19 protein-coding genes and 1 pseudogene are annotated in these 25,422 nt (G+C 59.9%); 9 read left to right on the top strand and 11 right to left on the bottom strand.

Annotation, left to right across the window (positions count from 1 at the left end):
- Positions 1-11: 11 nt before the first annotated feature.
- Positions 12-703 (top strand): annotated as a pseudogene (locus tag ACFR99_RS12250) (transposase); the annotation flags it as partial.
- A gap of 290 nt (positions 704-993) precedes the next feature.
- Here ACFR99_RS12250 and ACFR99_RS12245 read toward each other — a convergent pair.
- Positions 994-2,001 carry a sugar phosphate nucleotidyltransferase gene (locus ACFR99_RS12245; RefSeq protein ID WP_390287752.1) on the bottom strand — a complete coding sequence of 336 codons (1,008 nt, stop codon included), beginning with the start codon at positions 1,999-2,001 and terminating at the stop codon, positions 994-996.
- Between the two features lie 395 nt (positions 2,002-2,396).
- Between ACFR99_RS12245 and ACFR99_RS12240 the strand changes: the two genes are divergently transcribed.
- On the top strand, positions 2,397-3,950 hold the full coding sequence (locus tag ACFR99_RS12240) for a flippase (protein ID WP_390287750.1): 1,554 nt from the start codon (positions 2,397-2,399) through the stop codon (positions 3,948-3,950).
- Between the two features lie 156 nt (positions 3,951-4,106).
- On the opposite strand, the gene ACFR99_RS12235 is transcribed toward ACFR99_RS12240, so the two are convergent.
- Positions 4,107-5,282, bottom strand: a complete 1,176-nt coding sequence (locus ACFR99_RS12235) for a glycosyltransferase family 61 protein (RefSeq protein WP_390287748.1) — start codon at positions 5,280-5,282, stop codon at positions 4,107-4,109.
- Between the two features lie 403 nt (positions 5,283-5,685).
- Here ACFR99_RS12235 and ACFR99_RS12230 point away from each other — a divergent pair, with 403 nt between their 5' ends.
- Positions 5,686-7,197 (top strand): hypothetical protein, encoded by a 1,512-nt coding sequence (locus ACFR99_RS12230; RefSeq protein ID WP_390287746.1) that lies wholly within the window; start codon positions 5,686-5,688, stop codon positions 7,195-7,197.
- Between the two features lie 133 nt (positions 7,198-7,330).
- On the opposite strand, the gene ACFR99_RS12225 is transcribed toward ACFR99_RS12230, so the two are convergent.
- From ACFR99_RS12225 to ACFR99_RS12215, 3 genes are all read right to left on the bottom strand, one after another.
- The gene (locus tag ACFR99_RS12225) at positions 7,331-8,350 is read right to left on the bottom strand and encodes a GNAT family N-acetyltransferase (protein WP_390287744.1); all 1,020 of its coding nucleotides are present in this window, start codon (positions 8,348-8,350) and stop codon (positions 7,331-7,333) included.
- 239 nt (positions 8,351-8,589) lie between these two features.
- Positions 8,590-9,753, bottom strand: a complete 1,164-nt coding sequence (locus tag ACFR99_RS12220) for a glycosyltransferase (protein WP_390287742.1) — start codon at positions 9,751-9,753, stop codon at positions 8,590-8,592.
- 29 nt (positions 9,754-9,782) lie between these two features.
- Positions 9,783-11,150: a prenyltransferase/squalene oxidase repeat-containing protein gene (locus ACFR99_RS12215; protein WP_390287740.1), complete on the bottom strand. Its 1,368-nt coding sequence runs from the start codon at positions 11,148-11,150 to the stop codon at positions 9,783-9,785.
- Between the two features lie 252 nt (positions 11,151-11,402).
- Here ACFR99_RS12215 and ACFR99_RS12210 point away from each other — a divergent pair, with 252 nt between their 5' ends.
- Positions 11,403-12,521 (top strand): DUF354 domain-containing protein, encoded by a 1,119-nt coding sequence (locus ACFR99_RS12210; protein WP_390287738.1) that lies wholly within the window; start codon positions 11,403-11,405, stop codon positions 12,519-12,521.
- Between the two features lie 322 nt (positions 12,522-12,843).
- Here the strand turns inward: ACFR99_RS12210 and ACFR99_RS12205 are convergent, their stop codons facing one another.
- The 5 genes from ACFR99_RS12205 to ACFR99_RS12185 all read right to left on the bottom strand — a co-directional run bounded on the left by ACFR99_RS12205 (position 12,844) and on the right by ACFR99_RS12185 (position 18,588).
- Positions 12,844-14,166, bottom strand: a complete 1,323-nt coding sequence (locus ACFR99_RS12205) for a PGF-pre-PGF domain-containing protein (RefSeq protein WP_390287736.1) — start codon at positions 14,164-14,166, stop codon at positions 12,844-12,846.
- A complete protein-coding gene (locus tag ACFR99_RS12200) occupies positions 14,163-15,152 on the bottom strand; it encodes a polysaccharide deacetylase family protein (protein ID WP_390287830.1) in 990 nt (329 codons plus the stop codon). Before ACFR99_RS12200 ends, ACFR99_RS12205 begins: the two co-directional genes overlap by 4 nt.
- Positions 15,153-15,162: 10 nt before the next feature.
- Positions 15,163-16,221, bottom strand: a complete 1,059-nt coding sequence (gene wecB, locus ACFR99_RS12195) for a non-hydrolyzing UDP-N-acetylglucosamine 2-epimerase (RefSeq protein WP_390287734.1) — start codon at positions 16,219-16,221, stop codon at positions 15,163-15,165.
- Positions 16,222-16,399: 178 nt separating this feature from the next.
- Positions 16,400-16,642 carry a hypothetical protein gene (locus ACFR99_RS12190; RefSeq protein WP_390287732.1) on the bottom strand — a complete coding sequence of 81 codons (243 nt, stop codon included), beginning with the start codon at positions 16,640-16,642 and terminating at the stop codon, positions 16,400-16,402.
- A 353-nt stretch (positions 16,643-16,995) separates the two neighbouring features.
- Entirely contained in the window at positions 16,996-18,588 is a 1,593-nt protein-coding gene (locus ACFR99_RS12185; RefSeq protein WP_390287730.1) for an alkaline phosphatase family protein, read from the bottom strand.
- Between the two features lie 268 nt (positions 18,589-18,856).
- Here ACFR99_RS12185 and ACFR99_RS12180 point away from each other — a divergent pair, with 268 nt between their 5' ends.
- From ACFR99_RS12180 to ACFR99_RS12165, 4 genes are all read left to right on the top strand, one after another.
- Positions 18,857-19,792, top strand: coding sequence for a polysaccharide deacetylase family protein (locus ACFR99_RS12180; RefSeq protein ID WP_390287728.1), 936 nt, complete (start codon positions 18,857-18,859; stop codon positions 19,790-19,792).
- 185 nt (positions 19,793-19,977) lie between these two features.
- Entirely contained in the window at positions 19,978-21,093 is a 1,116-nt protein-coding gene (locus ACFR99_RS12175) for a Gfo/Idh/MocA family protein (protein WP_390287726.1), read from the top strand.
- Positions 21,090-22,025, top strand: coding sequence for a DUF362 domain-containing protein (locus ACFR99_RS12170; RefSeq protein WP_390287724.1), 936 nt, complete (start codon positions 21,090-21,092; stop codon positions 22,023-22,025). The genes ACFR99_RS12175 and ACFR99_RS12170 overlap by 4 nt, the downstream gene beginning before the upstream one ends.
- Before the next feature lie 5 nt (positions 22,026-22,030).
- Entirely contained in the window at positions 22,031-23,002 is a 972-nt protein-coding gene (locus tag ACFR99_RS12165; RefSeq protein ID WP_390287722.1) for an NAD-dependent epimerase/dehydratase family protein, read from the top strand.
- Positions 23,003-23,035: 33 nt separating this feature from the next.
- Here the strand turns inward: ACFR99_RS12165 and ACFR99_RS12160 are convergent, their stop codons facing one another.
- The gene (locus ACFR99_RS12160) at positions 23,036-24,025 is read right to left on the bottom strand and encodes a glycosyltransferase (protein ID WP_390287720.1); all 990 of its coding nucleotides are present in this window, start codon (positions 24,023-24,025) and stop codon (positions 23,036-23,038) included.
- Positions 24,026-24,253: 228 nt separating this feature from the next.
- Here ACFR99_RS12160 and ACFR99_RS12155 point away from each other — a divergent pair, with 228 nt between their 5' ends.
- The gene (locus ACFR99_RS12155) at positions 24,254-25,354 is read left to right on the top strand and encodes a DUF354 domain-containing protein (RefSeq protein ID WP_390287828.1); all 1,101 of its coding nucleotides are present in this window, start codon (positions 24,254-24,256) and stop codon (positions 25,352-25,354) included.
- Positions 25,355-25,422: the final 68 nt, after the last annotated feature.

Raw genomic sequence — 25,422 nt, 5'->3', positions numbered from 1 at the left:
AGAAGCCGATTATGGCAGTCGCACTCCTTGACCCCGTTGAAAAGGCACTACGCGTAGCAAAACAAGCGTTGGGGAATCATGCGGGGAAGCCCGAGTCAGGCGGGCTTCCCCGCGAAGCACACATTGTTGCTCATTGTATTCGGAAGAAGGCCACACGTTCACGGAACTTGTTGATCGACTCGGACTTATGCTGGAGGTATGCGACCGCCTCGGCATTCATCCCGAGGCGTTGCCTGATCCAACGACGTTCTACCACTCTCTAGACCGATACGCGATGTACGTGTGGCGGGCGTTGCTGCGCATCTCTGCGCAGCAACTCCGCCAGTCTGGACACGCCGCCTTGGACAGCAGATTCTTCGAAAGTGACCAAGCCTCGCAGTACTACCTCCAACGGCAGAACCGGACGGTCACGACGATCAAAGCGACGACATTGACCGATACAAAGTCATTGGCAGTGCTGGACGTACATTGTTGTATCGAGCGTGAACACGATACGAAGGCTGGCCCGCGGGTCGTCCGCCGGAACGCGGACGACCTGCGGGCCGTCGTCGCCGACAACGGTTTCCAGGACTGGCACACCGAATACGAACTGTCCGCGTACGATCTCGATTATCGTGTTCATCGTCGTAGATCGAAACTGATGGCTGTAGCACACAACGCGCTCAACCAGACGAACAGCTACACGCAATGGGCAGAGACGTCCAGAGAAGGTGACGACGAATAGCGCTCTGCCGGTTTATTCACGCGTTTGACTGCTGATCAAGATCCGTGAAATCAGTGACAGACCACAGTTATCCCGTGCCCGACTAGCGCTCACAGCAGTGTGTGGTATGGCTCGCTACAGATAATCTCACCCCCCCTCTCTGAAGCTTTTAGTACCAACTGAAGCGATTCACACCTGATGACATAGCCGTCGTGCGATCTGGTGTGATTTGCGTTCAGTAGTGATCAGACGATTGTCCATTAAATGGTGGGAACATGATGTTAGTGACTCTATATCGAAGATCTCCATGCGGCGCGTTCGGTGCTTTGGGATCGATCGTTCAGAATTTGCGTGTGTGAGTCTACCAACGATTCTCGAAGTGTGAGTCCCACAAGTTCGACATTGCTATCAATAATCGACGAGCGTATGTCACACTCACAAACTGCCGTCTCAGGGAATACGACCACGTTGTGGAGTGTCGCATCAATGATCTCTGAACCGGCCATCACCATGACGTTCTCGCCGAGGTCCGAACCACGGACCGTCGCACTCGACGCGACATGAGGGCCGTCATCGAGTTGCCAAGCCAGCGCAGAAAGATAACTCTCCCGTGTCCCGATGTCGAACCATGCCTCATCGAACGTGAAGGCACGGACATCTGTTTTATCATGAAGCCACTGAATGAACCAGCCAGGCTCATCAGGATTGTTCCCCTGCTTGAGGTAGTCTTGTAGTGACTCGAGCGTCGCAGCGGGGAACCCGTAACAACCGATCGAGACGAGCGTGCTGGTAGGATCCGTGGGCTTTTCTTGAAAGTCCGTCACGAGGCCATCTTTAAGCTCGAGAACACCGTAGGATGTAGCTCGCTCCCTCGATCGAACATCATACGCTGCGACTGACGGTGATGCAACCGTTTGAAAGAAGTCGATGAAGCTGCTGATATGAAAACTGAGGAGGTTGTCCCCCGCGATAACCAAAAGGTCGTCGTCGATTTCCTCTCGATCGACGAGCTGTGCGAGTGCGCTGACGACGCCGGGTTTCTCGTCTTCGCTGGTTGTTTCCTCGATCGAGAGGCGTGGTTTCTCGAACGTGCTCTCGGTAATGTGCGTGTCGAAGTCATCCGCGAACTCCTCATTTGTGCTGACGTACACCTCTTCGATTCGGTCGTCTCTCTCGAGTTCGGCAAAAATATGATCGATCACTGTATGACATCCGATCGGAAGAAACATTTTCGGTCTATTTTTCGTTATCGGCCAGAGCCGCGTCGCGTAACCACCAGCGAGAATGACTGCTTTCATCGTGTTTGTGATACTTATATTCTTTCATAATGTAATGTGCGGACTACTGATTATGGACTACACAGTATGTGATCGGTGTTACCCGAACACGGTATGAACTGGCCTGGGAAAGGGGAAAACCGTTCATGGTGGAACGAACAGTAGGCCGTCCGAACATGACGATAGCTGTTGGGCGTTCGGAACGGGTCTGTTACTTACTTGGAAACTGATTGATAACAAAGACGGCTCGTGCAGTTGATCGACATAATGTGTCGACTGATCATCCCTCCTTTATTCAACATGCCACGCTCGTGCCGACTTCACCAACGAATTGCACAGACCGTGTTTGAGGCTGTTTCAGTAGGACCGCTTGCTGTCGCATTACCGTCTGGCCGGACTACTGAACGCATAAACTAATGGCCGACCGAGAGCACGAACTATCGGCGTTACTCTCGAGCGCAGCGCTCGTCATGGTCGGTGGCATCGTAAGCACCGTCGCAAACTTAGGCGAGCGGATCGTAATCGGGCGACTGCTTTCGCCGGATGCCTATGGAGAGGTGAGTATTGGAATTGCACTCATGATGTTCACTCTGACGGTCGCGTTAGCTGGCTGCCCGCAAGGGGTTTCACGATACCTCCCGCGGTATGATGCTGTTGAAGATCGGCGCGGTGTCTGGATGAGCGGGCTATTTATATCGACCGTCCTGTCGGTGATTATCGGTGGTTCGACTTTCCTCTTTGCAGATGTGTTCGTTGTACATTTATTTGAGACTGATACTGCAGTCCCGTTCGTTCGCCTGCTCGCACTCTCGCTTCCGTTTACTGTTGGATTTCGAATCGCCGTTGCAGGTATACGTGGATACGAAAATACAGTCTATCGAACAGTCATTCAGAATTTTCTTTATCCTGCTCTTCGAATCGCTCTCATCGCATTGTTGATCGGTTTGGGAATGGGAATCGTTGCAGCGGGTGCTGCCTACCTCGTTGCCGCGATGCTGACATCTATTGCTGCCATCTATTTGTTCAGCCAATTCATGCCACTGCGTGGCCGATACAACACTCGCGTGAGAGAACTGCTCTCCTTCTCTGTGCCGCTGGTCGTCTCGAATGTCATCGGTGTTGTGCTTATTCAGACGGATACTCTGATGCTCGGTTATTTCAGAAGTTCGTATGAGGTTGGCCTATATAACGCGGCCTATCCGCTTGCCACTGGACTCACTGTCGCCCTCTCCGCGTTTGGATTCCTCTATCTGCCCATCGCCTCGCGGCTCGACGCGGATGGAAATCAAGATATGATCGATGCCATCTATGCGACGTCAACGAAATGGGTATTCATCGTCACATTCCCGCTCTTTCTTCTGTTGGTCGTCTTCCCTCGAGATATGATTTCTATCTTTTTCGGCACCACCTATACCGATGCAGCCACTGTGCTCCCGATTATCGCCACCGGATTTTTCTTTAGTGTCGCCGCAGGACGTGATCGAGAGACACTCTCTGCAGTCGGCGCAACGACCTGGATCGCTGTTGGGAACATCATCAGTTTGTTCATCAATGTAATCGTCAATCTCGTTCTCATTCCACGGTATGGCTTTCTTGGTGCTGGTATTGCGTCTACGATCTCACTGATTACTGTTCATACGATCTTCTGCGGAATACTCGTAATTAGGTATGATACGACTCCGTTCTCTGCTGCGGCGATCCGTTGTTATATATCTCTCCCTGTCGTGTTATTGCCGATTGCGACAGTTTTCTCGACATGGCTCACACTCTCCGCTGTTACGTTCGTTCCGGCCCTGATTGCGGTTGGTACCGCTGCTCTTGTAGTTGTTGGATTTGTCGGCGCCTTTGAACCAGACGATGTCGTCGTGATAGATCTCTTTGAGGCGAAAACTGGGATCACCATCCCGTTTATTCGTCGATGGATGCCGGACACAACCCATGAGCGGATTGACTCGTTTTCTGTCGATTGACACACATCTCAAATAGACTGGAACAACTCTCGGTGTCTGAGACCTCGTGACAAACTACCGACTTGGATCTCGCGAGTACGATGATCACTATCGCAATATTGATCCAGACATCAGTGTCCCTTCACACCACACCCGGCGATCAATGTGAAAACAAGCCTACCGAGTGCTAGCCCTCCGGCAGTCCCGTTCGAGTGCTGCCTTGAGTATTGACTTGAGCTGCTCCGTTTCGACAACTACATCCCGTTGATTAGGCCGATCACAGACAAGATACCCATACCAGTCACCGACCTGTTTTGCGAGCATGAAATAGATCCCGTTTATTCTATCGCGTGGCATCAATTCAACCACGGCTGCATCGTTGGTGTAACTCAAATCGGTAAACCCTGCACCGTGTGGGCCGACAATACAGTCTGCCTGTGCGAACAAGGCGATCGTCTCTTGCACGCACATATCTGATAGCTCATATGATTCGAAGTCATATCTCTCGAGCATAGCGTTTACTTCGGCATCGTTGCTGACACGGCGACTTGCTGCATCGCGACGGCTTATGTATACTCGGTCGGAGAACTGTGTCGTATCGACTTCGTCGAGTGCCTGCTGGCGAAGTTGTGATCGCAACCAACTATGTGAGAAGGGTGATGGATTAGGTGGATCAATCTCTCGGCGCATCGAAGGCACCACGAGTCGATCGACTGTACAGTATGCGGATCGCCAATTTATGAGATCGTCCTCACCATAGCCAAGCAGCGCCAACGATTGTCGCTGGAACGAGTTTAGTTCCGGCCCGACGATCAACTTTGGTCGGCGTCCAGTTTTGGACGTATATCGTTCGACTCCTTCCAGCCGTGTCAGGGTTTCAGCGACCCAGTGGAAGTATCCATCAACCCAGCTGTGATGCAGGAGCACCGCTTCCTCGATTCGCTCGCTCTGAGTGTTTCCGGATACAACACGTCTCGGCATTTCACTCGCCGAGTTTATGATGTTGAGTGTCTGAACGTTACGGCTTACGGACGCATCCGCGATATATTTCGACCCGGTGAACGCTAGCGGTGGTGAACCGACGAGTCGTGCATCGTGGACGATGCCTACGAACGGTTTCGAAATCGTGTGTGTGCCGACCCATCGATCCATATCTGCCAACTTCTCATTGTAAGCATCGGGCTTTGGGACTGTCACTGATTCGAACTCGCCATAACTAATCAACGAATCGTTCTGCACAAATAAATTATATAACTCACTCCGCGTTATTTGACTGTGTTTCATTCCAACTAGTTTTGTCGCATGTGAGAAGCCGCGCTCACCGAGCCGACGACCAAGTGTTTTCACTTTCATTGAAAGACATCACTACAACGGATATCTTTACTATGTTCGCGTTTACCTCAGCCTTCACCGCAAACGTGGCTCACCGCTTTTGTTCGCCAGTGTGGTAGCGAATCCTGTTTGTGATTAATTGACGAACTGAAGCTCTTTCCGAACAAATCTGCTGAGTCGAAATCCAATAACGAATTTAGAATCGCATGCTCAAATATATTTAACTCCTATAATTTAAAACGAATGTTGGAAATGAGAGTGGTTATAAAGTAAGCACTGATTAATACAATCATACTCGGCAGTAACTCAGTAAAGCCTGAATTGCATGAGCAATCGAGAAAACGAGAATGAATCTCGTTGGGACAGTGTATTTGACCGCCGATCATATTTAAAAAGTGTTGCTGGCGTTGGTGCTGCAGTTGCTATGAGTTCGGGCGTCACTGCACAGACTGATACTGACTACGAAGAGGTTGTCGTCGATTCAAACGATTCTGTCACCTATCGTGTCGGTGATGGGGAAACGCTCGAGAACCTTCTAATCGATATCTCGGCCCAGAACGCCAAATTCTATATCCGTGCAAACGGTCGTGACTGGACGGTCCGAAACATCGGTATCAAGGGGACGTGGGACGACGATAAGAAAGAGGAGCCATTCATCGTCAGTGTCTCCTCCGACGGGACCGGTGTTGTCGAGAATTTCTACTGGGCCGATGGGACTGCACCGTTCGATCGTCAGCGGACGTACGGTGGTGCAGCGACCGGTTGCTACGTTGCGAACGCCCATTCTGGTACGCTGATCATGGAGAACCTGAACCTACAGGGATTCTCCGACAACGGTGTGTATGGCTCATCGCCTGGTGACTTACCGTCTCACTCGAGCGGGGGTGGTGGCGGCGGTGAAGTCATAATCAAGAACTCGTACGCAGCAAACTGTGCTCCGGCCGGATTCCGTCTCGGTAGTGATGGCTCTCGGCTCGAGAACTGCGTGGTGACGAACTGTACCCGAAACTATTGGGGGTTCTATCATGATACGAAGGTCGTCGATTGCGACCTGAGCAACTCGAGTCAACATGGAGACATCGCTGTCAGTGACAGCTACTGGGATCACGCAGCGACCGTCACAGCCGAGAATGCGTACTTCGAAACAACAGCGAAACACGGTACTAACGGTCGAGTCATCGGAACCTCCGCAGAGAGGACACCGCGTACTCGACCCGACCAAGTCGAAGGCGTCCCATTGACGCCAGAAGAAGCAGCATCGGGATCCTCGAGCGCACAGCCGTCTTCGCCGCCAACCAGCGATGAGGATGACGAAACAGACGCGGCGGATGAGCATCTGCTTGCGTTCGTGACCGATCCGGACGCTCAGTACGCAAGCTACGAGTTGACCGCGAAGGAGGCTGCCGAATTTGCCACGGCACCGTACAACAGTCCATCCGGTAGTCAAATCGAGAGCGGATCGTCGAACGACACAATCGAGGAGAAAGACGGAGTCTACCACGTTAGCGGCGTTACCGGGGGCGGCTACGGTGATGCGTACCGCGTCCAAGGACCAGTTACGTCGATCAATATTGATCAGCCTGACGTAATGTGGGTCGAACTCGACGGCGAGAAGCACTCTCCCGAGGAGATTATCGACAAAACAGCTAGCAACGATGACGGTGAACAGGACACGGGCTCCGACAGCCCCTCGAACGCGATCGTTATCGACGGAACCGAGACAGATGGCTCGTCATCGTATCGGTTCGTAGTTTCTGGATCGGTCGAGAAGGCATCCTATCAGGACGCATCAATCGACGACTCCGACAGTATTGACGGCACCGCAGTCGAAGGAACTGTCGACGGTTGGAAAGATGCATACTGGTTCAGCGGAGACGTCACCGACTTCTGGCTCAATGGGGATGCATTGGTCGATGTCGAGTATGATGCACGATAACCGCCGCTCACTGGCACTCGGACGGTAAGCGAATCCGAAACGTCGTAGCTTCTCACGTCCGAACACATATGATAGCTATCGTCTGATACTCCCGCCACCTCTCAGGAATAGTCGCAATCGAGAAGACAGACAGTCATTTCAGTGACTTGTTCATCGCACTGTGAAGGGTTTTTGCGAGTGTCATCTCAACGCCTGACGACTCGACGACATAGTACGGACGAAGCTCTCCATTGAACTTCCCCTTGTATTCACAGAGCCGTTCAGTGTTAGCGCCAACAAGGTCGTACCCAGCTATTGACTCGAGTGAGGGGTCAGAGACGATATCGTCTAAAATAACACGATGAAGAAGGTTATTGACACTCACGTTCTCGTACGACGCTGTGACGCCGCCTTGCCAGTAGTAGGCCAGCTCGTTTGAAAAGAGCGTAATAATTCCGCTTTTATATGTCCCATCGGGAGTTCGCGCTACATATACGCGCCAGCGGTCGTCGTCCAAGTTCGAGAGGAGATCACGGAGGAACAGACGCGACATCGGTGCAGTATCGTCGTATTCCGTATACTGGTTCACTACGTCGTCGTAGATCCGGAGGGCAGCGTCGATACCTTCTGTTCCGATCGATAGCTCCATCTCGTCATACCGTCGCATTTCGTTTCGCAGACTCTTGCTGAAACCCATCATTGCGTCCTCGAGATCGGTCACACCCTCGAGATCGACAACATACGTAAATTCCGGTTCCACTGAGAAGTCGTTCCAGACGTATGGGCGTGGGTCGGTATACGTGAGCGGACAGGTCATCCGGAAGAGCGTCGACCGCTTGTCAGCCTCGAGGTCGTCGGTGACTGCCTCGGCGAGAGCGCTGTTGATTCGCTCCCATTTGCGCCGTTTCGGACTCGTCGGATTGATGATCGGCCCGAGACGGGGAACGCCAAGTGACACGGCTGGTGAAAAGACGATCCGACCGACCGATTTCTCGCCGACGAAAACTGGGAGCAACCCAACTGCTTGTTGTCCCTTGTAGGCCCCATAAAGAGTGAGCTCAGCGTCGGTATGCGTGTCGAGAACGGCCAGCGCGTCCGGATCGTGGAACACTTCGAACCCAGTTTTGGGGAGTGCATCACCCCACTCTTCGAGCGTCAGTCGTTCAACATCCATGTGGTTATTCTCGTGATGACGATCTGTTTTGTTATCCAGTCACTACCGAATAGTGATTTCGCGACTATTCGATCAAGCTGTGTCTCGATGTGTGACCAGCTTTCGGCCATGATGCTGCCGGATGTCCGCCGTAACCGCCTCATACGGTCTGCTGTCACTGTGCCCCAGCGTACCCGCATGGCGGTCGCAGGTGCGCCGACACCCACTGACAGGAGTCCGTATAATCTGTTCAGTCGTCACTATAGTGTCGTCAGAATACGCCGCCAGTCTTCGCTCGCCCGTTCTAGTGAGAAGTCAGACCGAACCGCCGTCGCGTTTGCTGCGAGTGAACGCCGGAAATCTGGATCGTCCAGACAGCATTCCATTGCCGCGGCAAAGGTCGTGGGATCCCGATCGCGAACGATGATCCCGTTTTCCCCGTCGGTAACGACGTCCGGGATCGATCCTACCGACGGAACGATGGGAGCGAGCTGGGTCGCCATTGCCTCGAGCATCACCAACGGGAGTGCGTCCCGCTTCGACGTCAGAACGAAGACATCGGAACGGTAGTAATATCCCAGGGGATCGTCCACCCAGCCGGGGAGGTCGACGCAGTCTGCCAGCCCGCACGCAGCGACCTTGGCGGCGACCTCCGACCGAAGTGGTCCGTCGCCGACCATAACTGCTCGAAACTCTCGTCCGGAGGCGTCGAGTTCGGCGAGCGCGTCGACGAATCGGCAGGGATCCTTCTCCGCGCTGAACCGCCCGACCCAGACGAACTCGTAGTCAGTGTCGATATCGGTTTCCGGTGGACGGTACGTTTCGGTGTCGATCGGGTTCGTCAGGAGATCGATTCGTTCGTCGGGAACGCCGACTCGCGCGAGGCGGTCGGCATGAGAGGGGCCAGGAACGGATACCACGTCGAACTGCCTGAACGCCCACCGTGGCCCCACGCCGTACCACTGGTTAGCGTGGTAATCGAGGTCGATGCCGATGATTCCGAGATGGGCGGGGTAGCCGTATACAGTCTTCAATACGAGCGCGTAGAGTCCGTACGGAACGAGCGAGATCGACGCGACCGCATCATAGTCGTTCCGATACCCTTCATAGAGGGCAACGAAAAGTAAGAGTACGATCCGAACGATCCGTGGACCGACTTCCGGGACTCGGACGTAGTTCGCCGAATCGATGTCGTACGTCGGATCGAGACAGACGAGGGTCGTTTCGCCGGCGACATCCGCGAGTGGACCGTAATGCCGCTCGTTCTTGTGGGCCAGTCCCGAAACGACGAGGATGCGCTGCTCGTCAGCCCGACTCGTTCCATCTGTCGCAGATTCCTGATTCTGACGTGACCGCCTCGAGCGTCGATTAGCACTGCCCGCCTCGGGCGATGGTGACGTGGTAGTTGATTCTGTCGCTGCCATATCTGCTCTCGTTGAGGTGGCCGATCGCCTCATCGCTCGATGTCCGTTGCTGATCGGTCATTGCCCGAACCGAGACGGTTCGAAGCCGAACCAATCCGTGATCGATCCGTCTTGGCCAGCAAAAACTCCGACAGCGCGTAGGCCATCCATCCCTGACACCAGCGCATCAGCGTTACCCGCTTCGTGTGGTGGCGGTACTTCCGGTAGTAGAACTGTCCTTCCGCTGCCTGCAGGTTCGCGAGGACCCACCGGAGGATTCGATCAGCCAGCTCGAGGTCGCCCTCGTAGGTAAACACCAGAATCCCTTGCGTGCTGGCGTGGATGTCGCGGGGATAGGCGTTTTTCTCGTCGAAGTTAGGTGCCCCGTCCAATTCGAACAGGTCGGTCCGGTAAAACTCGAGGGCCGATGACAGCGTGTCGGCGTATCGATCCGAATCGACGATGTCGCGATAGCGCTGGAAGGACTCGATAATGAACCCGTTGTGGTGGCTGTCCATCGAGAGGTGTGATGCCGAAGTCGGAATTCGATAGGGCCAGCCGCCCCGCTCAGTCTGGTGGGCGGCGACGTGATCGAGGATCTTCGTCGCGCGCTCGCGGAGTTCGTCGTCGCCGAAGTACGCGTAGAGGTCGACGAGCATTCTCGCACCGAGTGCGGCGGAGTTGAGCGTGTAGGAGTCGTCCGGGTGGTTCAGGTGGTAATCGATCTTGGCACCCTCGGGCACCTCCCGGTAGTTCAGCTCGTCGACCAGAAACGAGGTCGCGGTGCGTGCGATCTCTGCGTACTCCTCGTCGAGGTGGGCGGCGCGCAACAAGGCTTTCACCGCGTACGCGGTCGATACGATGTCGGGGTCGTTGGGGACCCCTTTCGTGTGGAAGTGCTGAATCTCGTGGCGATGACCCCCACAGAAGCCGCTGTAACCGGTACAGCGTTCCTCGACGAGCCAATCCGCGAGCCGTTTCGTTTCGGCGAGCGGATCGAAGTCAGGCTCACGCGCTGCGTCGCGTTCCGCGAGCAGCTCGTGGTAGTTCAGATTCGCCATCGAAAAGAGAGCTCCCCCTTTGTAGTTTCGCCGGGGTTCGACACGGAGCAGCGGCCTGACGTCGACCGGGGCTCGTTTGACAGTCTCCTGGACGGCGATGTTGAGCCACCTGTTTTCGACCGGCAGTGCTTGCAGGAGAGCGCTGCTCATTCCATCGCCGTAATCCGGCCCGACGTAGTCTCGCTGGCGAGCGTATTCGAGCGTGGATTCGAGCACGGACAGATAGCGGTCAGTCGGATGAACGGTCGCCTCCGGTCTGGATCCCGCCGTTGACTCGTTGGCCTGCTCTGTCGATGATGTAGGAGCGGTACTCGAACGCCGCTGGACGTCGAGCCACGGAATCTCGTCGAACTGCATCTATCGTCGTCTGGACACGTATCTCCATTAGTATATGATGACTACCGAGATGCTGCAACGCGAGTAAACCGATTTGCGGAGCTGATACTACCGGTTGGATGTCAGTTTGGAGATACCTGTGAGTCCCCGTACAGTCGTGTCGGTAACCAGTTACAACTGGTATTGTGAACTGTCCCTGTCGAACTGGTATGAGCGAGATAACAATTGTGGTTGATTATATCATTCTCCGTCACGGAACGGGTGGTTTCCAAGATGAGATATCTGTTCTTCACGAACACGCCAGCACACGTTCACCTGTACAAACACGCCGTCCGGTCCCTGCGTGCGGACGGCCACGAGGTCCGCATCCTCGCTCGAGATTACACCTGCACGACTGACCTCCTCGAGTGGTACGACCTGCCCTACGAGGTCTACGGCTACTGTGGGACGTCGAAACAGTCGCTACTGAGTCGCCTGCCGGCTCACTACGTCCGCGCGATCCGGCAGGCGAGACGGTTCGATCCGGATCTGATCTTCGGAATGGGTGGATATGCGGCACATACGGGTGCGATGATCCGAACGCCGACGGTGTTGCTCATCGATTCCGAACCGGCGTCGTTCGACCACGCGATTTCGACGCCGTTCGCTCGCGCCATTCTCACGCCGAATACGTTCCAGAAGGACCTCGGGGAGAACCACTACGTGTTTTCGGGCCTGAAAGAATGCGCGTATCTCCATCCGGAAATCTACGACCCGAACCCCTCGATTCGCGACCGACTCGGCGTCGCCTCCGACGAACCGTACGTGATCCTCCGACTCAATGCGTTCGGCTCACAACACGACGTGGGCAAAGACGGGATCACCCACGAACAGTGCCACCAGCTCATCGAGCGATTGAGCGACGACGCGACGATCCTCGTCTCCGACGAGGGCAAGAACGTGGATCTCGAGGACCTCCCGGCGCGGTCGTTCGACCTCCATCCCGCCCTCATCCACGACGCGCTCGCGGAGGCGACGCTGTTGATCGCCGACACGCAGACGATGGTCACCGAGGCGGCGCTGCTCGGGACGCCAGCGATTCGATCCAATTCGTTCGTCGGCGACTCTGATATGGGGAACTTCGTCGAACTCGAGAACCAGGGATTGATTCACAACGTGGCTCGCTTCGCCGAGATCGTCGATATCTCGACGACGTTGCTTCGCGACGAGGGCGTCGGCGAGGAGTGGACTCGGCGACGAAACGACTTCCTCTCGGACAAGGCGAATCTCACGGAATTGCTCGTCGACGTCGCGACGGCACGTGGTCGTGTCGACGATCTCGACGCAGTCCGTCAGTTCGGCCGGGGGACGCCGCCCGAATCGAAACCACCCGTTGGCGTCGGCAGCGATTGATATCACAGGCTAACTGTTGAGACACGGTCGTCGGCCGTCGCCCTTTTGATTCTCGAGAAAATCCCGCCGTTCACTGAGACTGTCGGACAGAAGTCAAGACGAAGTCGGTCGGAAATTCGTGGCCGTCTCACCGGAGACGGCCGCAGCAGAGCGACCGATCTTCGTGTCGTTCTGTCTGGCAGTATGACTCAGGATTTGCTCGTCGTGTCGCGGTACTACCGTCTCACAACCTGATCTGATAACAGGACAACAGGCAGTGTCCACGCAGTCATAGTGCGTGGCTCGTCGTCACGAGCGACAACGAATCTCTATTACGGTGCGATCAGTTACGGGCGCGCGTCGTCACCAGCCAGCCAAGGCCCAGCACGGCACCGGCAGCGAGCCCCACACCGATCCCAACGAGTCCGATCGAACCCGCGCTGGCCGCGTCCGGATTCGGTGCGACGGCGAGTCTCGAGAGCGACGACGCGTCTGCCTCGAAGTGATATGCATCGCCGGACTCGTCGCTGACCGTCGTTTCGACGGCGGTCCACTCGTCACCGCGTTGCTCGTAGAGTGCAACCTCGTCCGCCTCGAGTCCGCGCTCCTCGAGGCGGTCTTTCGAGACGGTAAACGAGACCGTCGCTGACGCGTTATCGGTCCCTGACTGCTCTGTGACCGTTAGATACGAAAGCGGCTCAACGTCGGCGGGTGGTGTTTCCGAGACTTCCGAAAAGTGGCTTTCGAACGTGAGCGACGCATCGCCCTCGATATCGGTCAGTTCGAGCCGTTCGAAGCGAACGCCGTCGTCCGTCCCTGCCGTCGGTTGCACGCCGACGGGGTCGTCCGACGAAGCGTCCGTCACGGTTGCAGTGATCCCGTCGCTGGTCCGGTCGTACGTCACGGACGGATCCTCGCAGGTGCCGGTTCGAATCGTGACCGGTTCGTCGAGCGACGGAAGGGACGTCCGATCCGGGTCCTCGGCGCTGCCGGAGAGCATATCCCACTCTTCGATTCCGCCCTCCTCTGGAATCCCGGAGACGGGCAAGTCCGATCCGGCAAACGCCGCGTCCTCGTTAAACTGAGGGTGGACGGTCACGGCGAACTCGCCGTCGAGGCCGCCTCGCAGCGCACCGCCATCGGTTCGTCCGTCTCGATAGGCCCAGGACGCTGACGCCCACCCGTCGCCGCGTTCGTACTCGTCCATTCGCGTCTCGCCCGTGTAGTTGTCGTCTTTCACCACCCACTCGCTCTCGTGGGGCAGCCCAGCGGCCTCGAGCGTGACGAGCGCTCCCGGCGACTCACCGCCGAGTCGATCGTGGACGGTTCCGAGGCTCACCCCGTCGGGCCCCTCGTAGAGGAAGAGCGTGCTCGTGTTGTCGCGCTGGAGGTGTGTCGTCCCGTACGAACTGTAGCGCCGCTCGACGTCGTCCGAATGGGTTTCGTGGCTCCGGTACTCGTAGAACGATTCGATCGTCTCGTCTCCTGACAGCGGCTCGATCGGCTGGCAGAACGATCCCTGTTCGACGACGTACGAGTCTGCCGGTGGCGAACGCACCTGTGCCGACGAGCCGGTAGTCGAGTGTGTCTGGCCGGCGGCACTTCCGATTCCGCCGACGATCAGCATTCCGATCAGTACGACAATTGTGAGGCGTCGTCCAGTCATGGGTTGGCTCTCTCGTAGGTGAAGTGGACCTCGTTGGCTGTCGCGTCTGCACGGCTCGCTTGCGCTGGTCGGTCGGCACAGAGTGCACGCGGCGGTCCGATCCACGCGCCGAGCTCCGACGCCCGCTCGACGAGCCACTGATACAAGTCCCGGTAGCCGGGGAACTCCCGTTCGTTGAAATACCGCGGATGCCAGAGGACCGTCATCACGGCGCCGTTGTCTGCGGCTTCCAGCAGGAGCCGCTCACAGGTCTCACGGGCAGCCACAAAGGCGGACGCCGGATCCGGAAGCGCTTGCTCCATGATCGTCAGTGGAAAGACCAGGAAGTCGTCGTCGAAGGGACGAAGCGGATGGTACCCGGCGTGAAAGCCACACTCCGTACTCGAGCCGAGCGTCGCATCGTATGCGAGGCCGATCGTGTGGTGATACTGCCACGTCTCCGGCACCGACAGCTTCAGGTAGTGTTGGCGACCGCCGGTGACGGAGTCGCCGAGGACGTTTTCGAGCACCGTCTTTTCCTCGCGTAACCGCTCCGGATCGTTCGCAGAGTGATACGAGCCGTGTAGGCCGACTTCCCACCCGCCGTCGTCCAGGTCGCGGATGACGTCGACGAGGTCGGGTGCGGTCACGTCGTACCGGCCGAGGTGCTGGACCCAGTTCGCCGGTGCAAACCACTCCCTGATCGGGCGATCGGCCAGCAGGTGTTGTTCGTTCAGGAAGTAAAACGCCGAGCGCACACCCAACTCGTCCTCAAGGGCCATGATCTCCTCGAACTGCCAGTAGGGGTTGGCCGTCGAGAGTGCTGTTCGAAGGTGATACGCCGGCCGTTCTCGAGTCGCGTAGTAGAGCGACCGAATCCCCTTGTACGGCCGGTCGACGTCGTGTGTCAGACAGAGCGCGAACGTCGAATCGTCCGGGAGCGCGTCCTGCTCCCGTGGCAGCCCCTCGATGGATTCGGCGGCCAGTGCGGGCCGTTTCGCCGTCATGTTGTTCATCTCAGTGAACGCTCCGTTCGAGTTGCTCGACGATGCGGGCTGCTGCGTTCCCGTTGCCGTATAGATCCGGCTTGGCTGGCGGATCGACGGCAGTGCGAACCGCGTCGACGATCCGGCTCGTCTCCGCGCCAACGAGGGTATTCCAGCCGGCGTCGACCGTCTCGATCCATTCGGTCGTCTCCCGCAGGGTGACACACGGCGTATCGAGGTAGAACGCCTCTTTCTGGACCCCACCGGAGTCCGTCGCGACGCAGATCGCGTCTTCGACGAGCGTGATGAACTGTCCGTAGTCGACGGGGTCGATGACGCGAGCGGCCTCGGTCGCCCGGTCCCAGAGTCCGTACTCCTGGAGCGCTGTCACCGTGCGCGGGTGCGCGGGGAACACGACCGGGACGTGCAACTGCGAAAAGGCATCGACGATCGACGCGAGTCTGTCCCGATCGTCGGTGTTCTTCGCCCGGTGGACCGTTGCGAGCACGTACTCCTCGGGGCGTTCGATGCCGGACACGTCGGTGTCGTGAAGCCGGTCACGGATCTGTACCAGCGTATCGTACATGACGTCGCCGGGGACGAACACGTTCTCCGAAATCCCCTCCTGTGCGAGGGTCTCCTTTGCGTGCTGGCCCGGCGCGAAGAGGATATCCGAACAGTGATCGGTCAGCTTGCGGTTGACTTCTTCGGGCATCGACCAGTCGTACGAGCGCAAGCCAGCCTCGACGTGCGCGAGTTTGGCCGACGATTTCGCCGCGACGAGCGCAGCTGCGAGCGTCGAGTTGGTATCCCCGTAGACGAGGACGGCGTCAGGTGATTCGTCGTCGACGATTCGTTCTAACTCGGTCATCATTTCGGCGGTCTGGTGGGCGTGGGACCCGGAGCCGACACCCAGATGGAACGCCGGCTTGGGCAACGCGAGTTCCTGGAAAAACACCTCGGAGAGTTCGGGGTCGTAGTGCTGACCGGTGTGGACGAGCAGTTCGTCGTGATCGTGCTGGAGCTGCTGTGAGACGGCAGCTGCCTTGACGAACTGTGGCCGCGCACCGACGACCGACAGGACGTTCATCGAACGGTCACCCCGGCCGGATTGGCACCTGCGAGCTGGATCATAGTCTGGTTGAACTGTATCTCGAGTGACACAGACACGGTGTTAGTAAATAATCGCGTAACCGAGTTTCAGCTCGGACTGTTTCTATGGCGTCTCGAAACGACGATAGCTTGCTGGCCGGTCGGATGGACGGACCCTACGGCGTTTGGAAGATCGGGTCAACATGTCGTTTCGCCGCCTCGCGGCGCGTCGTCGATCGAGACGACTCGCGAGTCGACGTGACGTCGTTTTGATCGAACTGTACGGTCGCGTGCGTCTCGGACTGATCTGACCGGTCTGGGTCCTGGTGACCTCGCGAGGAGAACACGCCGGAACCGAGCAGGGCGAGGACGCCGAGCGCGACGCTTGCGATCCCAAACAGGGCTTTGTATACGTTCATTGGTATCACGCTATGATGGTCACACGCTAGAGTCCACCACACCCAGTCGGCGCTCGTCGTCTGCGGTCGACTGGGGATGGCGTCTCAGCATGTATACGAAACCCTGTCTTCACAGCGGTGCTTAATTATACAATAACTTATATTCGGCAGGAAACACTTGTGGTGCTGTAGCAGCGCCCTACGCACAGTAAGAGCGGTCTACGCTCTCGAGCAGTCCTGTCGATAGGAGAGGACACAGCGGGCTGTCGGATCAAAACGACACTATCGACACATACTGTCTGCAGTACTGTGAGGGCGCTTTGATTATCATCTCAGGGATATTCGGCGAGAAGAGGCGCCGAGGATGGCGGACGTCATTCCATATACCCGAGCCCTTTCAGCCGATCCTCGACGTCGTCGAAATCCTCGTCGACGTCGCCGCCAGCATCGACCTGGGCCACTGCCGAGCGTTCGACTTTCGTCGTCGCAGGAGACGTTTTCGCGGCAAACGCGTCGAACAGCACTCTGCCGTCGGCGTTTTTCGGCACCGGTTCGCCGATCCCGTGCAGCAGGGTCGGCGCGATATCGACCACGCGGGCCCCGCGAAGCGTCGCGCCGGCGTCGATCGACGGCCCGCGACACAGCACGATCCCCTCGCTGCGGTGACTCGCGTCGTAGACGCCGGTATCACCGAGGACCTCGTCTGAGACCGTACTGCGTGACTCGTAGGTTTCCCTGCCACAGACGACCAGGTCGGGGGCGTCCTCGTCGGTCGGGAACAGCTCGTCGCCATCGAAGACCTCGAGCAGCTGCTCGCCGTCGGCATCGGTCGCCGACTCCAGTGCAGTTTTGATATCCGCTTTCACCTGTGGGACCTCGCTCGGCGAGACGACGCCGTCGTCGAAGCGGCCGCTATCATTAATATAACAGTTCCCGGTGTCGTGGACGAACGCGACGGTGCGGTCGAAGTCGACGTCGTAGAGGGCGTGATCACCGGGGATCTGTTCGGCCACCGAGTCGACCAGTTGCCGAGGCAGCGACTGTACGAGCGTCTCTTCGGTGATTCCGACGCGGTTGAGCGCGCTCGTGATCGCGTCTCGAGAGATCCCGAGACTCGCGAGCGCGCCGCGGGTCCCGTCGTCCTCGCGCCGGAACAGGTAGCCCTCCTGCTCGAGAATGCGGTTGACGTAGACGAGTCGGTCGATCGGGCCGAAGCCGTGATCGGAGACGACGTAGAGGTCGGCGTCGTAGTCGTCGGTGTAATCGATGACTTCGCCGAGGATCTCGTCGAGTTGCTTGTAGTGTTCTAATAGCCGATCCATGTCCCAGATGAGGTGCTGGAACCGGTCCGGGGCGGTGTAGACGAAGAAAAACAGCTGCCAGTCGTCGTCGGCACGGTCCATCTGGAGGCGCATCAGTTCGCGGCGTTTCGCGAGCATCTCGTCGACGGCGACCTCGAAGTCGTCCAGCCGATCGCCGTACTTGTGATAGTCGAGGCTGATTTCGTAGTCCGGAATCCGCGACTCGATCTCGTCTTGCAGGTCCGGGGGCCGCGTGAACTCCCGATCCGTCGAGGGCGTCATCATACCCGTGACCATGGTGCCGTCGATCTCGCGGGCCGGGTACGTCATCGGGACGTTCCCGACGTGGGACGGCCCGAGCAGATCCCACAGCGCCGGCTGTGCGAGATCGTGGCTCGTGTACATCTCGTGGCTGTACTCCGACGAGAGGTTTTGAAAGCCGTAGATGCCGTGTTTGTCCGGCCAGACCCCTGTTGCGATCGACGGCCACGCGAGTGGCGTCGTCGGCGGACGGGTGCTCTCGAGCGTGCCGGATGCGCCCTCCTCGCGCATCCGGGCGACGTTCGGGAGTTCGCCCTCGTCGCTCCATTGCTCGATGAGTCTCCACGGCACGCCGTCGAGTCCGAGCACGAACGCTCGCTCGGAGGGGGCTGTAGATCCGCTCATGATTGTATTCTGAGACGTCGAAGACGCCTGCTGTCCCCCACGTTGGCCGAGGTCCGCTTTGTTATAGAGATGATTCACCACTCCAGGTAACTGACGTGTCCCTGTTCGATGGCATTAATACACGTCTCACAGGCTGTTCTGCCGCTCTCTGCGTATGTCATCAACACGCACATTGGTGGGTGTCGCCAGCCGGCAAAAGACGGGCATAACAAAGCCCGCTACTGGAGACGGTCTCGACCATGGGACCGGTTCAAATCAGGTGGTTGCTGTGGGCAGCGTAGTGCTCTCTCTCGATGCAGAACTCGGGTGGGGCTTTCACGATCTCCCGAACCCGCCAACGAGGCGCGTCGAGGCCGGCCGTCGAGGCTGGTCGACGATGCTCGAGTTGCTCGAGGAGTATCGCATTCCGGCGACCTGGGCCGTCGTCGGCCACCTCATGCTCGAATCCTGTGATGGGCGACACGCCGATCATCCAGCCCCGGACGGCTGGTTCGAGCGTGAACGAACCGACTGGCAGGACCGCGAGGACGTCCGCTTCGGGCCCGATCTCGTCAGCGATCTCCTCGAATCGGACGTCGACCACGAGTTCGCCAGCCACTCCTTTTCGCACGTCCTCTTCGGTCATCCCGAGACGGATCGCGAGCTCGCGTCGGCCGAACTCGAGCGCAGCCTCGAGATCGCTGCCGACTGGAACCAGTGTGTCGAATCGTTCATCTATCCCCGCAATTCGGTCGGCCACCGCGACGTGCTGGCCGAGCAGGGACTGCGAGCGTATCGGAGCAAATCGCCGACCGGCTACGGTATCCGGTGTATCTTCGACCTGATGGTGCGTAACAAGTCGTTGCTCGTGACGCCCACGATCGACGAACACGGGCTCGTTGATATTCCGGCGTCGCTGTTTCTCTTCGGCTTCGAGGGGTCTGCACGGACGGTTGCCGAGTCGGTCTGGGACGATCCGATGGTCGCGCTCGCCCGCTACGGCATCGATCAGGCGACCGAACGCGACGGGATCTTTCACATGTGGCTCCATCCGAACAACCTGACACACGAACGTGACGACCAGCGCATGCGAGCGATCCTGTCGTACCTCGCACAGCGTCGTGCCGAAACCGGTCTCACCGTCGAGACGATGGCCGATGTCGTTCATCGAGTGACTGGGGCCACAGCCGAGACCAGCGTCAAACCGACAATGAGCCGACGCTGACGCGTTCCAGGTGGGGTCTGGCCGCTTTTTCCTTCTTTTTCAGGTGCCGGCGGGCTCGCGACCGTCCTGCGGGCCACCGGTCACTCGTGACAGCAGACCGTATCAGTGAATGAACGATCTACACGAGTACCCCGAACAGATACGACGACGATAACAAAGCCCGCAGCGACCCCGTTTGTGAGCAGATGGCACCAGCACTTCTGAATCGATTGACGGACTCGAGCGCACTGTCGCTTGGGATACTCGGCGTCGGCAACATCGGTCTGGTACACCTGAAGTCGGCAGTCGCCATGCCCGACGTCGAAGTCGTCGCGGCCGCCGACGCCGTTCCCGAGAACCGCGATCGCGCCGAGCGCGCCGGCGCCTCGCGCACGTACGACGATTACACGGCACTGTTGGACGCCGAAGACATCGACGCGGCAGTCGTCGCGCTCCCGCCGTTTCTCCACGCCGACGCCGTCGAGCAGGCCGCAGCGGCCGGCGTCGACGTTTTCGTCGAGAAGCCCCTGGCGCGCTCGACGGAGGAGGCCGACGAACTGCTCGCGACCGCCCGCGAGGCAGACATCGCTGTCGGCGTCGATCACACGCTGCGCTACCAGCCGGATATGGCCGGTGTCAAAACCGCCTACGACGAGGGCAGGGTCGGTCACGTGCCCTACGCCTCGATCACCCGACTCAACGACGGCCCGCTCGGTCGGCCGCCGGCTGAGAGCGCGCCGCCGTCGTGGCCGCTTGATCGGGACGCGGCCGGCGGCGGCTCCTTACTCGAGCTCGGGGTCCACTGTTTCGACGTCTTAGAGTGGCTGTTCGGCGAGCTCGAAGTGCGTGATGCGTCGATGGGACGGACCCTCGAGGTCGACGTCGAGGACGCCGCGACCGTGCTTATGGACGCCCCGGAGACGGGAACGACGGTCACGCTCCACTGTGGCTCCTACCAGTGGGAGCAGCTGCCGGAGGTCAACACTCGGCTGCGCCTCGAGGGTGTAACCGGCACGATCAGCAACCGGGACCACCTGCCCAAGAATTTCTACGCCGGCGCGGCTAAATCCGCCCTCTCGAACGTCGCCAGTCGACTCACGCGCGACGAGCCAGATGTCTTCGGGCCGACGTTCTACCTGCAGGCTCACTACGACGCGCTTGCGGATTTCTGCGATGCGATCCGCAACGACGAGGCGCCCCCCGTCGACGGGACCGACGGCCGGCGGACGCTCGCACTCGCCGAACAGGCCTACGAACTGGCGGCGCGAAAGGCCGACGACGCCGGCGGTGACGGCCTCGAGACGCCGGAGGTGACCCTATGAGCCCGGCGTCGGTCCGCGCGGCCGCCGTTGAGACCGCGGGCCGCCGTGGCGGCTGGGTGCCCGACGTCGACGCCCGCCTGGCTGCCCTCGAGTCGCCCGTGCGAGACGTCCTCGACTCCTCGCTCGGAACGCTCGCCGACGCCGACCGGATCACGCTCGTCCCCGACGCTCACTACCCGTTTCACCCGTCTTCGGGGATGGTCACCGATCCGGCCGTGATCGGTGCGATGGTCGCCCTCCTCGAGGACGAGACCGATACCGAGATTGCCGTCGCGGGCGCGAGCGACGACACGATCGCTTTTGACCGCACTGCGGACTATCTCGGCTACACGAGCCTGCTCGAACGGTTCGACGCGACGCTCGTCGATCTGGCTGCCGAATCCCGCGTCGACGAGGGCTATACAGTCGACGGAACGCCGGTCATGTTTTCGATTCCCGAGCGGCTCGTCGAGAGCGCCGTCGTCGTCGTGCCATCGTTGCGTCCGACCGCGGACGGGCCGGTCGCCGGCGCGATGCGAACGCTCGCCGACTTCGTCGACTCAAGTGGGGCTCCCGATCAGGCCTTATCCTCCGTCGCGGCGACGCGCGTGCTCGAGCCCGCGGTTGCCGTCGTCGACGCGACGACCGCCTACGGCGGCGAGCCGGTGGCGGCAGACGTCCTGTTTTCGGGTGCGCCATCGGCCGTCGACGCCGTCGCGAGTTCCTTACTCGGGCGCTCGCTCGAGACCGACGATGCGCTGAAGACGGTCCGCGAAGACGAGGAGCCGGTGTCTGTCGACGGCGCTGTTGACTTCGATCGGCTTCGGGCCCGGATTCCGGACGGTGAGCTGCCGCCGCCGGACGATCCCCATCCGGCCGTCTCGACTGCCTACCGCGTCTACGCGGCGGTTGCTGGCGACGCCGTCCCGCCGCAACTCGAGGGTGGTCGATGACCGCGATGACTGACTCCCCTACTGCGGCGGTCACCGGCGCAACCGGCTTTCTCGGCTCGCGGCTCTGTGAGCGCCTGCTCGCGGACGGCTGGGCAGTCCACGGACTCAGTCGGCCGACCTCAGACCGGGGTGGGCTCGAGGAAGTCGAGTGGCACGTTGGCAATCTCGCCGACGAGGAGACGCTGCGCTCGCTCGTCGACGGCGCCGATGTCGTCTTTCACCTCGCGGGAATCGGCCTCTGGAGCGCCGGCCCCGAGACCGTCTGGGAGGTCAACCGCGACGGAACCGAGCGAGTGCTCGCGGCCTGTCGCGACGGCGACGCCGGACGGATCGTCTTTACCAGCACCGCCGGAACGCGCCGGCCGCAGGGGGACGACGACTTCGCGGACGAGACGGACGTAGCCGAGCCGATCGGTGCCTACCAGGCCTCGAAGGCCGCGGCCGAGGAACTGGTCGACCGCTACGCACAGGCGGAGGGAGAGGCCGTCACCGTCCACCCGACGTCAATCTTCGGCCCGGGCGACGAGGAGTTCACCGCCCAGCTGCTTGCGATGGGCGTCGAGCCGACGATGCCAGCTCATCTCCCCGGCGGCCTGAGCATCGTCGGCGTCGCGGACGTCATCGACGGGCTGGTGGCGGCCGCCGAACGCGGCACCAGCGGTGAACACTACATCCTCGGCGGCGAGAACCTCACCTTCGATCGAGCGGTCGCCCGGATCGCCGATGCGGCCGACGGTTCGCCGGCACGAATTCGCGTGCCTGCGACGGCCATCCGCGCTGCCGGCCCCGTCGCCGAACTCGTCGACGCCGTCGCCGATCGGCGCGTGTTCCCCTTCGATCGCGAGATGGCCGATCTCGCGACCCAGCGGCTCTTTTACACCTCGAGAAAGGCAAACGAGGAACTGGGATACGAGTATCGGCCGCTCGAGGCCCACGTGCCCGACGCGATGGACTGGTATCGCGAAAACGTCCAATAACCGGAATACGACAGAAATCGGCTTCTGAGTGGCTTATTCGACCCGCCCCTTCCTCTGGATACGCCGTGTCTCGGCCTCGGCGTCGATCTCGACGTCCCGTCCCGCGACGGCCTCGTAGACCGCGAGCATTCGATCCGCCGTCCGGTCGATGCTCACCTCGTGGGCGGCTTCGCGGCCGTTCGAGCGCTCGCCGCGTTCGAGGACATCGATGAGCCCCCGAACCAGCTCCTCGTCGCTCGAGGCCACGTGGGAGGGCTCGACGCCGGCGAGTCGTTCCTGGACGTCGCCGACGTCCGTGGCGACGATAGGGAGGTTGCAGGCCAGCGCTTCTTTCACGGAGTTGGGCGAGCCCTCGCTGTCGGAGGTCAACAGGAGCGCATCGGCAGCGTTCATGTAATCCGCAACGGCGTCGTGGGCGACGCCATAGACGGTCCGGAGTCGGACGGGGCGCTCGAGGAGGTTGTCGACGACCGTCACGACCCGCTCGGCTCGTGGATGGTTCTTCACCTTGCGTGCGGGCGGGTAGGGAAAGAGGACGTTTGCGGTGTCGGTGTCGTCCCAGCCGACCCGTCGTTTCGCCCGTGCCTGTGGCTCGGGCTGAAATCGATCGAGGTCGACACCATCGGGGATCACCCGACAGTCGACGCCAAGTGCCGTCCGCATTTCCTCGGACATGACGACGACCTCGTCGCACAACCGCGCGGACGCCCGACTGACGGGTGCGACGGGGCCGTGGACGTCCGATCCCCACAGCGAGAGGACGACGGGGAGCCGTCGCTGTGCGAGTGCCATCGGCCCTGTCAGCCCGTAGTGGGCGTGGATCAGATCGTAGTCGCCGGTTCTGGCCTCTCGAATCACCCGCGGGATGGTCCGGAGGTAATCCGTCGGGCTGCGGTCGACGTCGGCGGCGACCTCGCCGGCCACCGGGAGCGTCGAAAACGAGACGCCTCGCTCCTCGAGTGCGGCCTGCTGCTGGGTCATAAACGGCGCGTCCGCGTACGTGGTGAGGGTGAGGACGTCCATATCGGCTGTCGGGCGAAACGGCCCGCCTTCGTTTTGTTATCCGGCGTGCAGTAGGCTCTGGCGCGCCGGTCAATACGTGAATACGCACCTCGTCTACTCGGCGGCGCAGCCGACGGCGCGGGTTTCCCTCACGTACACGGACCTGTTCAAGTGACGACCGAACGCGCGCGAGCGACCCCGCCCGTAGCGATCCGATTACAAAGAGCCGAGCGCGGGTACTCGAGCGCGATGCGGATCCTCGTCCTGGCGAACACGCCAGCCCACGTCCACCTGTATCGACACGCCGTCGACCGACTCGAGACGGCGGGACACGACGTGCTCGTCCTCACCAGGGAATACGCCTGTACGACCGACCTACTCGAGTACTTCGACATGCCTTATCGGGTGTACGGCGACCACCGGACGGAGGGGTACTCGAAACTCGGATTCGCCCGCGAGGTGGGCGGGCAGTTCCTGACGATCGGGGTCGAAGCGCTTCGGTTCGATCCCGACGTCGTCTTCGGCCGGGGTCCCTACGCGGCCTACGCCGGCACGCTCTCGCGGACGCCGGTCGTCCTCGTTCTCGACGACGAGCCCGGCGACTTCAACCATACCGTCTCCCGGCCTTTCGCCGATTGTATCCTCTCGCCGGCCGTGACGCGTCGCGATCTCGGCGACGCCCATTACACCTTCGACGGCTTCAAGGAGTGTGCCTATCTCCATCCCGACGTCTTCGAGCCGACCACCGACGTCCGGGAGTACCTCGACGTCGATCCGGACGAGCCCTACGTGCTGGTCCGATTCAATGCCCTCGACGCACTGCATGACGCCGATCTCGAGGGATTCCGACCCGAACAGCGACGCGACCTGATCGAGCGGCTGAGCGATGTCGCGACGGTGTTCGTCTCCGACGAGGGCGACGAGTTAGACCTCCGAGAGCTGCCGGCACGGCCCTACGACCTCCATCCCGCGTTGATCCACGACGCGATGGCCGACGCCGAGTTGCTGGTTGCCGATACCGGCACCATGGCCACCGAGGCCGCGCTGCTCGGAACGCCAGCGTTCCGCTATCGCGGCACCGACGACCACGAGTACGGTGAGTTTCAGGAACTCGAGCGGGCCGGCCTCGCCGAGCAGTTCGACACCTACGAGGCGGTTCGGGATCGCTCGCTCGAGGTGCTTGCCGATGACGACGTGGGCGAACGCTGGGCACAGCGCCGACAGGAGTACGTCGGCGACCTCGTGAACCTGACTGACCTGCTCGTCGACGTGGCGGAATCCCGCGGGGCCGTCGCACGCTTCGACCGGTCGACGAAGCAAGCGCTCCGACCCCGATCACGAACGACATGACGCCGCTGCCGGACGGATCTGCTGGCGCTTGGCTGAACCTGTTCTCGAGCGGGATAGTGATGAGTCTG

Origin of the sequence: Haloarchaeobius amylolyticus (assembly GCF_042678045.1) — an archaeon.
Taxonomy (GTDB): domain Archaea; phylum Halobacteriota; class Halobacteria; order Halobacteriales; family Natrialbaceae; genus Natrinema; species Natrinema amylolyticus_A.
The sequence above is the reverse complement of the archived record's forward strand: the minus strand, read 5'-3'. Positions and strand labels throughout refer to the sequence as shown.